This is a genomic window from Rothia sp. CCM 9417, assembly GCF_048513575.1.
Taxonomy (GTDB): Bacteria; Actinomycetota; Actinomycetes; order Actinomycetales; family Micrococcaceae; genus Rothia.
Window position 1 is genome coordinate 1 of record NZ_JBLXXT010000011.1, and the last position, 11,967, is coordinate 11,967.

The following is an 11,967-nucleotide window of genomic DNA, read 5'->3' on the forward strand; positions in this document are numbered from 1 at the left end:
TCACTTCAATCCTCTTTATTTTCAAGGCAAAGCACCGACACAAACCCAAAAAGTCACCACAAACTCACCACTTTGAAATCTAAGGGTTTCCTACGCCCACATGATGCCTAACCTGCCATCGGCAATATAAAGTCAAGAGAGGAATAGGAAGCACACTGCCACACGCAATAAAGAAAGACCTACATGACAACCTTTGAGCAAGCAGCAGAGACAGTCCTACGACAAGCTCTAGAAATGCGGGCCACCAAAGGTGAGCCCGAAGCAATAGACCTACCCATTTACGAGAGCGAAGCCTCGCTACGTAGAGCCGGAGTCTTAGAGCTAAGTTTGGAAGAGCACACCCAGCGGGTTCAGCACATCGCCAAACGCTTGGAAGAACACGGGTTCAGGGTAAACGTTTTCACATCACCCACCGAACTATAAAAAGGCCCCTGCCGCAAAGTATAGAAGCTGGCGGCAGGGGCTACCCCCAGAGACCTGGGGAGCAATCACGCCAAAGGAAGGCGCATCGAATACTTTACCAAACGGAACAGTCGTGCATAATGATGCCGTGAGAACATTCTCAAAACCGAGGTGGATTATATAATCTTCACGTTTTCACCTTGTACTTGCATCGCCTGTTACATTCAGGTCTAGTATTTACTGAGGCAAGGAGATAGAAGCCCGAGCCTCACGCCCGAAACCATCCGGACAAGGGTAAGCAATCAAACAAAGGATAGAATCTATGCCCCGCAGAAAAAACCGGGGGGTCTGGCCTGTAGACCTCCCCAAAATACGCACCCACACCATTACCTCCATCCGGGACGCAGCCAGAACCGACCCAGAATACGCCACCGAGCACAAGCACAACGCCAAGCTCATGGAAGAAGCCGAGCTCTGGTGGGTAGCAAAACCAATGGCAATCCTCGCCAGCCACGCCAAAGAAGACCTCCCGTCAGGTCAAACCCTGTCCGATAACCGCCCCTCACTGGCTGGAATCATCATCTACGAGGGCGGCACCGGTATCACCACAGAATGGCTCGATGCCCCAGAAGAGCACCAAAAAACTAGCGCCTTCGGGCAGGTCATCTACCCGCAGGTTGAAGTCAAAGGGCTAGTGTGGCTGCCGGGGCATATCCTAGCCCTGGCCGACACACCCCTGGTCAAGCGCACCGGGGTGCACGATAAGGTCTTTGTAATAGCCCTGAGCCGCAGCGCTCAGAATCATCTAGAGAAGCTACTGATCACCACCTGGCTCCTGGCTGAGCAACCGCATCTGGGTGTCTCTAGGCGTGAGCCGGTCGCCTCCTACGGGCAAGCCAGCAGGCCACAGCACCAGCCAGAAATTAGGGTTATCAAGCTACGCGAAACCCCCACCCACCCAGAGCCCTGGGAGACCGAGTCCGTCAAGGAGGGCAAGAAATGGGCCATGAAGCACCGCACCGTCGTTTCGGGTCATTGGAGGAATCAGCCCTACGGGCCGGGTCGGGGTTCGGTCAAGCCGATTTACATCGAGCCCTATCTCAAAGGGCCATCCGGCGCGCCCATCATCGTCAGGCCCACGGTCAAAGTGTGGAGTCGGTAGATGACCTGCTACGCGAGTACCTGGCTGCCTATAAGAACCCGCGCACTCTTGCCAATAAGCGCCGTTTCCTTGATGGGTTCCTGGGCAAGCTGGCCTCAGCACGCCTACCCTTAGCGGAGGTCACTGCTTCCTTTGTGGAGCAGCATATTCGTGATGAAGCCCGCGGTAAAGGCTGGGGTGAAGGTACTGTTCGTTCAGCTCAGATAGAGCTGCGGCTCTTCCTCCAGCGCGCTCACGTCATGGGTTTTATCCCCGATGATTTCACCAATCAGCTCAGGATAGCGCCCTACCCGCCGCGCACGGTGCAGTATTTTTACTCTATCGAAGAGTCCCAGCGCATCCTGGCTGAGGCCGCCAAAGCCAGCCCCTCAGCTAACCGGGCGGTACACCTAGCCCTGCTCAGCGGGCTACGGCGCGGCGATATTATGCGCGCCCACACCAGCCACCTGCGCCAAGATGGGGAACATACTCTGCTACATCTGCCCCTGCGTAAAGGCGGGGCGGCCTCCACTATCTCCTTACCGGAGGCTACCGTAAAGACCCTCCCTACATCCGGGCCGTTCATTGAGTTCTCACAGGATAAGCTCTACAAAGAAATCAGGAAGATAGGCGAAAGAGCCGGGCTGAGCGTGCCCCTGCGCCCTCATTCTATGCGGGCCAGTTTTATAACCCACGCCCTGGATGCGGGAGTGTCTGAGCGTGATGTGATGCTAGCTGCCGGGCATACCCGGCTGAGCACCACCGCCTATTACGATCAGGGGTATAAGGCCGCCAGGGTGGGTGTGAGTGAAGCGGTAGCGGGCCGTATCCGGGCATAAAAAGAAAGGCCCCCCACCCACCATCACGGCAGGCAGAGGGCCAATCCAACTCACTCCTCAATCAGAGTAAGAAGCTCACGGGCATTTTGCAGATAGCGCTCTCGCCAATACGGGGCCAAATCAACCCAAACGCGCTGCTTGGGGAGGTTGCGGTTGCCATCATTGGCGTAGAGGAACTGAGCTACAATCAGGGCTTTATCCATGCCACCAGACTACTAGGTCAAAGGGGTCTTCAGTAGAGCCAGTAGCCCCTGGGAGCCGCCTAAGAATACCCAGACAGCGGTCGCGATGGTCAGCCAGATTGGGTGGGTGAAACCCCCAGCGCTGTAGCCGACTTGGATAGCGCCGAGAATGACCGAACCCAGAGCATAGAGGGCGTAGACCCAGCGGCGGGCTCGGGCTGAAACCAGCTCGGCCACCGCTTCCTTAGCCTCAGCAACAGGCCCCGGCTCTTCCCCTTCATGGGGAACCTCGATCAGCTCTTCACGGAAACCTGGGATAGACATTTTAGCGCTCACCAGCCTTCCACAGAGTCAGCACAGTACCCGGAGTCAGGCACTTACCGGGGTTGCGTTCCTTGACCGCCTCCACACTGTAACCGTAGTAGGTTGCAATCTTCTCCCAAGAATCACCAGGCTCAACGGTCCATACCAGCGGGCCGGGGATAAAGATGCGCTGACCCACAGCCAAGCGGTTCGGGTCCTTGATACCGTTGTAATCAGCCAGCTTCTTGACATCCTCAGCCGAGGAGCTACCGAAGTAATAGCGTGCAACCTTGGCCAGGGTATCACCAGGGGTGACCACCCAGTGCGGGGCCGACGCATTATCGCCCACAGCGGTCTGGAAACCAGGTGCAGGGGCAGCGTTCTGCGCAGCAGGAGCCACATGCGTGGTTCCACCATAGAGCAAATCATTGATGGCCAGGCGCAGGGCATCCATGTCGATATAGGATGGGTCGATTTTGCCCTGGTCGGAGTATTCCTTATGACCAATCTGGATGAAGTCCTTGCCCTTGCCGTAGCCGCGCTCTAGGGCGGCGCCCAGGTGGGGCATGACGCGGCGCTGAGCCTCAGTCCAATCGTCACGCACACCCGATGATTCCATCTCGATACCGATGAAATATGAGTTGCCGACGTTGCGGTAGAGTCCGGAGGCACTACCAGTACCAGCATGATTACACAGGCCAGCGGCAACGACATAAACTGATCCATCGCGGGCCAGACCCAGCTGGCACAGAGGGCCGGGCAAGAAAGAATGCCCGTTGATGAGGATGTTCAGGGTGGGGGCGTTTGAGCGGGCGTATGCTGCTTCTGCGGTGGCTGTGTGATGCCAGAGAACGCCCTCGACGCCTTCCATGCCCTGCCCGGCGTAGCCTCGTAGCTTCCAGCCGGCAGTTTCGATGACGGTGAGCTTTGAGCCGTCAGGCGCGGTATAGGCACGTAGCTTATCTGCTAGATCAGTGATAAACATTTGTGTCTCCTTAAATAGGTAAGCCCCGTGCGCTTATTGCGCCGGGGCGTTGTTTTTGGGTAAGAAAAAGGCCCGCGCCTAAGAGGGCGGGCCAGACGGTGGCTGGATAATAATCAGGCCAGTTGGCGGGTCAGGCGGCGGCGGGGGCGCGCCAGACTCGATATGCTTCACCAGCGACTGATTCCACACATGATGCAGCTTGGTTTGGGCGTGGGCTTCATCGGCAGCTTGCTGGGCTGAACGCGCCTCATCGTGGGTACGGTCAAGCTCAGCCTGCATCTTATCTGCCCGCGCGTCCTGCTGGTCTACACGCTTAGCCAGCGAGTCAATCACCTTGGCTTGGGCTTCAATCTCAGAGGATTTCGCAACATGCTTAGGTACAACGCGCGCCCCGATCCAGGTGCCAAGGAGCGTTGATAGCGCGCTGGCACCGCCGATAATGGCCGGGACCATCTCAGGAGAGAACAACAATTTTTTCACCTCCTTTCCATGTAATAGCAGGACAAGGACCCGTCCTTGTGGCCTACCCATAGGGTCTTACCGGCAGGGGCACATGTGAAAGCAGTAGGGATATGAGAGACAGGAGCTGGCGCGTCCCAGAACAAAACCCCTTCCGGAGTATATATACGCCAATTCAAAGGCCCAATAAATAGTTGATAGCCGGTCGAGGGGCAATACAGGGCCCCGTTCGATGGGGCCCAGCCGGTTTCATCTGGTGTCAGATCGTTACCGTCAAAGATATACGCTCGCCCAGTGCCGGGGTTGTACACCCGGACGCTTTTTTCGGTGTGAGGGTAGAAACGGTAAAACCTGTGGTAGTCCCCCTGCTCTTGCTCCGAAGCTACTATCTTCCCCGCCGTGGTGTTACCACCAGGTGTGAAGATAGCCGCGTAACCAGGGTAAATAGACCCGCAGAAAAAAAGTTCTCCATCCAGCTCTACAGCGTCAAACGCGTGGATAGCCTGCTTAAAATCTCCGGATTCTTCCCATGAACCGTCTGGTTTTTGGCGCGCAAAGATACGCCATTTCCTCCCGGCTGGCGTGTCCTCGTGGGTGTTAGCTGTCGGGTCAGTGTAGGGTACCACCAGCCCCCCTGAGGTGTCCTTAATGATAGAGATATTTTCTGTGCGTAAAGGCTCAGACTGGCTGCGCACCTCCCCGGTTTTTGAGTCCACCTCCAAAATCGGCACCTTACCCCCATTAAGACTCCAATCACCGAAACCCACCAGCAGGTTACCGTCAGGCTTTAAATGGAGGCAAGTAACATCGGTGCTATAACGGTTGCGCCGATAAGAGACGATAGGGGCCAGGGGCGGGGTGGCGCGCACCAGAGCTAGCTTTTCATCTACGGCCCCAAAGGCCAGTAGCACTAAGGGCGGCTGGGCTATTCTCATGGCTCCTCCACGCGGGTGAGGGGTACCTCGTAAATTTCTCCGGCGTGAGGGTGAGCTATGGGCATGCCTTCATCTTGGAATGCCCGGTAAGAGCCGTCAGCATAAGGGCGTATGCGTACCCGCAGTCGGGGGGCTCCTTCATCTAGCCCCACCACCTCATAGGCTTCACCCAGCATTAGGGTAGCTCCGCTATCATCTCCCTGCAAAATAGCCGTATGCCCGTTAGGGGGAAAGAAGAACGGCGCATCCTCAGGAGAAGGGGCAGAACCAAACATCAGGTTTTGGCCCATCCAGGCGAAAAACTGATTAGCTACTTTACGGTTGCTCAGTATCTTAGCTATCACAGAATGCTGATCGACCAGATAATCCACCCAGTAGCGAGCGTTCTCTACTTGCTGTGGCTTCGAGCCTTCGCGGTCTGAGTCTATTTGACCTAAGTCCATATCCTCAGCCCGCTCATTCATGTACTCGGTAAAGTTCTTGACCCAACCCGAAGCATTTACCATAGCTTGCGGTAGCTCTTCGGCGCTCATGTTTTGAGCGCCAGCATTTCTCTTCCAGGCCTCTAGCTCAGCGGTAAAATTGGCAGTCCCGCTACCGCCGGTTGCCTGAGGTGCGACCTCCCAACTATCTCTACCATGCACCACCGATGCCCACAAGGTGCGGGAGCTTCCTGTATCGGCTAGCGGTTCTAGCCCCGGGATACGGGCGTACTGGGCACCTCGGATGATGGCCAGGATAAAGGACTGGCCTGGGGTTCCCGAAGCAGGGAAGCTGATAGTGGCCTCACCATCGAGTGAAAGGATATGCAGGGTCTTGCCCTCTTCCAGCAGGATAGGCCCGTGAGGCGGATAGGCATCAGCTACTGATGGGGCCAGCGGGGCCACGGCCTGTCCCACAGCTTCTTCCACTACCGGGGGAAGCGCAGCCTCTACCACCGGGCGGATTTCCTCACCGCTGGGCGTATCGCCCTTCTCCCCCTTCTCTCCCTTTTCACCAGGCGCCCCAGCAGGCCCACGGGTCATGAACTCCCCGGTCACCGGGTCAGGAACCGGGGCGACCTGCGCCAGGTTCACAGGGGAACCTGCGGTCAGCTCAAAAGCGAAAGACTCCCAGCTAACAGCCTGCCCCGCGTGCCGAAGCTGAGGGCAAGCCCGCCAGCCCCAGGAGTCCGGCTCAACGCCCTCACCTGGTACCAGCAAGCTAACCTCCACCCGGCCGTCATCATCTAGCACACCTACAACCGGGGCTGGGAGCGTCACCGCCTGGCTATCACGGGCAAAAAGAAAGGCCGGGGCAAAAACCACCGACCCGCTCAACGGACTACCGTCTGGGGCAAGAAAGCGCCCCGACACACGCTCATAAACAGCCATCAGCAAACCCCTAAACCCTAATCGACATCACACTAGGCACCCTACGCCGCCGCGCAGAATCAGCAGAAGGATGATAAACCCTGCCCCTGACCATAGCCTGGGCCGACCCACCACCATCAATATTCGCGCACTCATGAAAGCCAAGCATCTTACAAACAACCGCCAACTCATTCAAAGTCAGCCCTTCACCGCGCCCCGTAGACCCATACACCGAAAGGAGCATAGGCTCACCAGAAGCGCTCACCCCAACAACATTTCGAGCCGAACGCTTACCCTGAAAATCCGGGAAGCGGCCAGAGCCGTCTAGGTCCTGCGGCTCCCCCGCGCGCACCGGGCACCCCACAAAACCAAATGTCCACTTGACCCCTTCCTCAACCATCTGCTCGGCGGTATCCCCATCAAAGGCCGAGTAAGTTTTAGCTGTAAAATCCTCAAATACCCCGAGACATTCCACACCACGGCCACCATGAGAAGAACCCACCGCGTTGAAGTCAGAGAGAATTTCTCCATCCCAAATCTGGATGCCCTGCAACCGGGAAGAAGTAAAACCCGAGCAATTAGATACGAGCTCACCCTCCCCAGCGAAAGTGTCAATAAAGCGCTTGCCCTGGCTAAAAGTTAAAGCAGGCTCACCCTCTGCATGAACCTGCTTCCACTGCTTTACCTTCCCCATGACCGTTGCTAGCTCATACCGGCACGGCGGATATATGAGCTCCCCAGAGCGCACAATAATCTGCCCAAAATTCATTTATCATCATCCAATCTTTTTAGACTGCGTAGAAGTGCACATCGGTGGCCGGGGTGTCGATAGATACCGTGAGCGCCAAATTATCAAGGGGTATTGTGCGCGGGTGAAAAATCCGCAAATAGCCCCATTCAGGGATTGTGTGCGTCTTGGTGGAATCCCCAATCTGGCTTGTGACCACCGCCCCCGGCTCCCCTTCCACAAAAGCAGTCAGAACACGGGTTGAGCCCAGGAGTCCGGCCCGGTACCGGGCGAAGTCCACGCTCTCGCTAAAAGGCCCAATGGAGGCATGGGCTACCAGCGCATCAGAGCGCGCATCTGAGCGGGCATCGGCTACCGCAAGCCCAGAAACGGTCAGCACCTCAAGAGCCTCATGCGCCCGCTGCTCAACCAGGTAATCCAGGACCTGCTCGAAATCAGCTAGAGACATTTTCCCCTCTTCATCAAAAGGTTTTGAATGCCACATGAAGACCATGCCTACTGCCGAATCGCGGGCCTGGTCAATGCGCTCCTTCGCCCGCTCGAAAGTGTAGGTGTCCATGCTGTAATGGTTCAGGCCGTCTTTGATCTGCCCATCAAGCTGCCACCAATAAGCATCCTGGAAATAACCCGAGACCAGGGCATGGTTCTCTACTACTTGCTGGCCAGCGAAAGTTTCCGCGTAGTTGCTGATGCTGTTTGACGGCATGTACCCCGCGTACTGGACGGCTCCACCAGGTGGGGCGAAGCAGTCAATAGGGATGCGAGGCATCCGCTGACGCAAATCATCTAAAGGAGTAATGAGCTCACGGAAAACATCGCCCATCGTGGTCGCGTTATCGTGCGTCCGCCCGTGGTTCCACACTTCCCCGCCAGCTCTGAGACAGTAATCCTGCATGAGGGGAAACTCTGCCCCATCAATGGCCTCATCATGAATGCTGTCAGAGGTGGTCACGCGGGTAAAAGGAAGCCCCCGCTCTTCAAGCAGGGGCAGAACTTTCTCACGGAAATCCACAGGGTAATCATCAAAACGCAGGGCAATAGCCCCACGCCCAGAGGTACCTATGACCCGGCCCTTACGCGCAAGAAGCTGCTGTTGCAGAAGCTCACGGCGCGCTACCCCGGCCCCCTCCTGGACCCAGTCTGACCACTCTCCACCAATCTGACGGCGACTGAAGGTCGTCCCCTTGAGCGACTCATAGGTTTGCACCTCAGCCCCAGTTGCGACCGGGGCAGATTTGAGTGCCCCCGGGTAGTTATCGGGCAGGCCCGCGCCTTCAGCATTGGTTGCGTTGGTGGCAGAGAAAGAACCTGAAAGCGCATCATCGGCTGTATAGGAATCATCCAGGCGGCGGTTCTTGACGTAGGAGGCCTCGATAACCGCTTTATCGAGGGCGTTCTCTATGCTCTGCGCCTGCCGGGTATCCTGCGTATTCCCTAGAGCCAGCTGGCCTGGGTCATCAGAATAGATTCCCCATTTGGGAGTTAGAGCCATCTTCTAGCCTCCATAATCTTCATCAGAATTGCCGAAGAGTGACCAGGTCACCCCACGGTCTGTAATACTTTTCTCAGCCTGAGCCCAGGTGACCCCGGCAAGCGCAGCCGCAGCTTCAAGCTCACGCCAGGTCTTGACGCTGGCCTCAACCCTAATAACTCTCAAAGAAAGAGTGCTCTGGCCCGCATCTGGCTCATGCTCAAACCCAGTCACCGTGCAGGTAAGCACCGCACCAAAAAGGAAATCCGAACCATCCGGGGCGTAGCCACTAATTTTCACTGCCTGCCCCAGCTTGATAGTAGGCTCATAGGCCACGGTCACAGAACGCAGAATCGGTGGCGGGTCAGCAAGGAAGCGCATCAGGTAGGCTGCGATTTCCTGTGCTCTATCCTCGCGGTCCACCCACTTACGGGCATCAACTTCCACGACCGGGGCGTAAGGCCTGCCACCTTCCAAGGAAAGCGTATTGTCCTGGCGTTCTACCAGGCCCCGGCCACGCAGGATAGGGGTATCAGCGCCCCGCAATGACCGCCAAATCTCAGGGGACTCATAGACAGAGCGTGAAGCGTCCTCAGTGAACTCCTCAGAAATTTTGACCACCCACGGGGTGACCATCCGCGCCTTGAACTTATACCCGGATGCCCAGAGCGTGGGGTCATCATGGGAGGCCCCGTTTTTTGCTGCGCCCCACCATGACCCGTTTCTTGAGTTGAAGCCAGCAATGGATGAGGCAATGCGGTTGAACGTGAAATCCGGCTCAATCCACTCAACGTTATCTTCTGGCTTGGCGAAATCCTCTGTGGTTGTACCAGCGGTAGCGGTGCCCCCCTTAGCCCAGAGCGTTATCGAATGCCGGTTTGAGGCAGAGCGTGAAGGCTCTGAGTAGGTGATACTCACCCCCGACCCGGCGTTCTGCAAATCTGAGCTGATCTGGTAGGTGCCAATATCAGCCGATTCTATAGTGTGGGCGGGGCGCGCTTCAGTGAGGCTGTTGGCGTCCTCAAAGTTCGCTACCCCATCCCCATCCACCCACCAAGAGGCAAGGGTGGCTGAGCAGATTTCATCAAGCACCTTACGGGCTGGCTCATCTCTCACCGAGGGCAGGCACACCCGCATGTAAGAGGTGAAAAGACCACCCTTGATACGGGCCGTCGAAGTGAAGCCCTGAACCCGTGCAGAGGTCCCATAGGCTAGTGAATCTACCTGCACCCCTGCGATACCGGCGAACTCGTGAGCGATAACTCTCACCCCGCTAAAGGCGGTGTCAAGGTAGGTGCTGGCTGACATGCTATTCTGCCCTGCGTAGAGGGTTGCCTGCCCGTTGTGTACGACCAGGGTTACCATCATTGAGTCCGCCCAGGCATCAGCAGGGACGGTGAGCACATGCTCCCGCTCAGTACCCTGCACCAAGGTAATAGAGCGGTCAGCGTTTACGGTCAAAAAGAGCCGCTTAGGCCAGGCCATGACCATAAACTCAGCAAGCGCATGATGATTCAAGTGCACCATAAAAGAAAGCCGGAAACCATCGGACATATCCGTGCCACGGTTTGGGATAACATAAACCACCCCGTGGTGCATCCACAAAATACCAGCCCCACCATAGATACGAGGAAAGGCCACCGGGGAATCCGGTAGCCCGTGGCATTGAACGGTCTCCCCATATTTTTTCCAGGTGTTGGTCCACACGCACCCCTGCATCGAAAGGTCAATGACCGTTGAAGCGTGCACCGGCGGTGTCAAATGATACCTGGCTGCCCTAAAAGCCTCAGCGACAGTCCATAGCGGAGTTGGCGCCGGGTAGCGCGTCCGGGAGGTTTCATCGCCCCACTGATTCTCCAACCTGGTGGCTGGGGAGGTCTGCAAGACCGGGGGTAGGCGCAGAACCGCTGAGAAGGTATCAGTAGGCATCATGAAATCAATGCGCGCCCGCTCAGGGTCAAAACTGATAGCATCCACCACCGGGCGGTGCGCAGCAACCTCTTCACCATCGACATAAACCCGGATAACAATCCGGTCCCCTGGCTGAGGGTAAGCATCAGACCAGGGGTTAGCGCCTCCCTGGTAGACATCATAATCTCTGACGATCTCACAGGACCCACGCCAGGTGCTGTTGCCAGAGGTAGCGGCCACAACATCGGGCAGGCCTGCGGAGAACTCTTGGCCCCAAGTGAGGTTGTTGACCCTGAAAGACCGGTTCTTCCACGCCACTGTCTCATGGGTGCGGTGGGTCGTCATGGGCTGACCTCCTTGAGCGTGAAGCTGATATTGAGCCGGGAGTGAGCGTAGGCCAGGCTACTGTGGGAGATCGCTACATCATGCAGGCTCACCCACCCGCACCCGCTGGGTCCAGGGGGTAGCTTTTTACGGTCGTGCCCAATCCTGACTGCTGGGGATGCGAAAAGCTGGCACCCTAGCCCAATCATGAGCACCTCTACAGCCTCCTGGGGGGCTACCGCCTCAACCTCAACTAGCGAGAGCTCACTAGAGGCTGAGACGGTCGGGCCGTCGATCAGCTCGCCCTGCTTATCTTTCCACCAGATGCGTAGGCGACCGCCTGCGATAAAGGCGGTCGCGGTGACCTCCATTCCGGGTTGGATAGGGGCCGAAGCGGAGGTGTTATTGCCCCACTGGTTAGGGCCGTAGGTTTCCACAGGGAACCCCTCAACGACCTGGACCCCAAGCGGTAGCCCGTACTGGGGGCGGTCAGTCGGCAGGATGTTGGTATGCCGACCAAGCGGTGAAACCCAGTAGTATTTCTGCGGCTCCATGAGCGATAGGCGTTTGATTGCTTGGGCTTGTGCCCAGGTGCCTGTGCCTGATATTTCCCAGGTGGCGGGTGTGTGCCCCCGGAAGAACACAGTTCTTTTTCCTAGCGCTGAGGTGAACCCGGTGGTGTTGGGGGTTGTGGTATCGGTGATTTGGCCGGAGTCGATGACTGGCACCCAGGCCCCGGATTCAGAGACGAGTAAGCCAGGGCAGCCAATGAATTTTCCAGATAGCATTTTATGCCCTCTTTCTCGGTGGGTATACAGCGAACTTGCCGGAGCCAGGTTCCAGCGGCTCTTGCACGTAACCAACCAAAGGGACAGACAACAGATACCCATCAGGGTTATCCAGCAAAGCCTCCCC

At 57.0% G+C, this 11,967-nt stretch carries 13 protein-coding genes; 3 read left to right on the forward strand and 10 right to left on the reverse strand.

The window, feature by feature from the left end:
* Positions 1-183 precede the first annotated feature (183 nt).
* From ACN082_RS09685 to ACN082_RS09695, 3 genes are all read left to right on the forward strand, one after another.
* A complete protein-coding gene (locus ACN082_RS09685) occupies positions 184-423 on the forward strand; it encodes a hypothetical protein (protein ID WP_419100654.1) in 240 nt (79 codons plus the stop codon).
* Positions 424-724: 301 nt separating this feature from the next.
* Complete coding sequence (locus ACN082_RS09690) at positions 725-1,564, forward strand: hypothetical protein (RefSeq protein WP_419100655.1); 840 nt, start codon at positions 725-727, stop codon at positions 1,562-1,564.
* Complete coding sequence (locus ACN082_RS09695) at positions 1,552-2,382, forward strand: tyrosine-type recombinase/integrase (protein WP_419100656.1); 831 nt, start codon at positions 1,552-1,554, stop codon at positions 2,380-2,382. The genes ACN082_RS09690 and ACN082_RS09695 overlap by 13 nt, the downstream gene beginning before the upstream one ends.
* A 50-nt stretch (positions 2,383-2,432) precedes the next feature.
* Here the strand turns inward: ACN082_RS09695 and ACN082_RS09700 are convergent, their stop codons facing one another.
* From ACN082_RS09700 to ACN082_RS09745, 10 genes are all read right to left on the reverse strand, one after another.
* On the reverse strand, positions 2,433-2,585 hold the full coding sequence (locus tag ACN082_RS09700) for a hypothetical protein (RefSeq protein ID WP_419100657.1): 153 nt from the start codon (positions 2,583-2,585) through the stop codon (positions 2,433-2,435).
* Positions 2,586-2,597: 12 nt separating this feature from the next.
* Positions 2,598-2,900: a hypothetical protein gene (locus ACN082_RS09705; RefSeq protein ID WP_419100658.1), complete on the reverse strand. Its 303-nt coding sequence runs from the start codon at positions 2,898-2,900 to the stop codon at positions 2,598-2,600.
* Positions 2,890-3,852, reverse strand: a complete 963-nt coding sequence (locus ACN082_RS09710) for a LysM peptidoglycan-binding domain-containing protein (RefSeq protein ID WP_419100659.1) — start codon at positions 3,850-3,852, stop codon at positions 2,890-2,892. Before ACN082_RS09710 ends, ACN082_RS09705 begins: the two co-directional genes overlap by 11 nt.
* 78 nt (positions 3,853-3,930) lie before the next feature.
* Positions 3,931-4,323, reverse strand: a complete 393-nt coding sequence (locus ACN082_RS09715) for a hypothetical protein (RefSeq protein WP_419100660.1) — start codon at positions 4,321-4,323, stop codon at positions 3,931-3,933.
* Positions 4,324-4,328: 5 nt separating this feature from the next.
* Complete coding sequence (locus tag ACN082_RS09720) at positions 4,329-5,246, reverse strand: hypothetical protein (protein ID WP_419100661.1); 918 nt, start codon at positions 5,244-5,246, stop codon at positions 4,329-4,331.
* The gene (locus ACN082_RS09725; RefSeq protein ID WP_419100662.1) at positions 5,243-6,619 is read right to left on the reverse strand and encodes a hypothetical protein; all 1,377 of its coding nucleotides are present in this window, start codon (positions 6,617-6,619) and stop codon (positions 5,243-5,245) included. The genes ACN082_RS09720 and ACN082_RS09725 overlap by 4 nt, the downstream gene beginning before the upstream one ends.
* Before the next feature lie 10 nt (positions 6,620-6,629).
* Positions 6,630-7,292 carry a phosphodiester glycosidase family protein gene (locus ACN082_RS09730; protein WP_419100663.1) on the reverse strand — a complete coding sequence of 221 codons (663 nt, stop codon included), beginning with the start codon at positions 7,290-7,292 and terminating at the stop codon, positions 6,630-6,632.
* A 94-nt stretch (positions 7,293-7,386) separates the two neighbouring features.
* Positions 7,387-8,838 (reverse strand): polysaccharide deacetylase family protein, encoded by a 1,452-nt coding sequence (locus ACN082_RS09735; RefSeq protein ID WP_419100664.1) that lies wholly within the window; start codon positions 8,836-8,838, stop codon positions 7,387-7,389.
* A gap of 3 nt (positions 8,839-8,841) precedes the next feature.
* Positions 8,842-11,073, reverse strand: a complete 2,232-nt coding sequence (locus ACN082_RS09740; RefSeq protein ID WP_419100665.1) for a hypothetical protein — start codon at positions 11,071-11,073, stop codon at positions 8,842-8,844.
* Positions 11,070-11,840: a hypothetical protein gene (locus ACN082_RS09745; protein WP_419100666.1), complete on the reverse strand. Its 771-nt coding sequence runs from the start codon at positions 11,838-11,840 to the stop codon at positions 11,070-11,072. Before ACN082_RS09745 ends, ACN082_RS09740 begins: the two co-directional genes overlap by 4 nt.
* Positions 11,841-11,967: the final 127 nt, after the last annotated feature.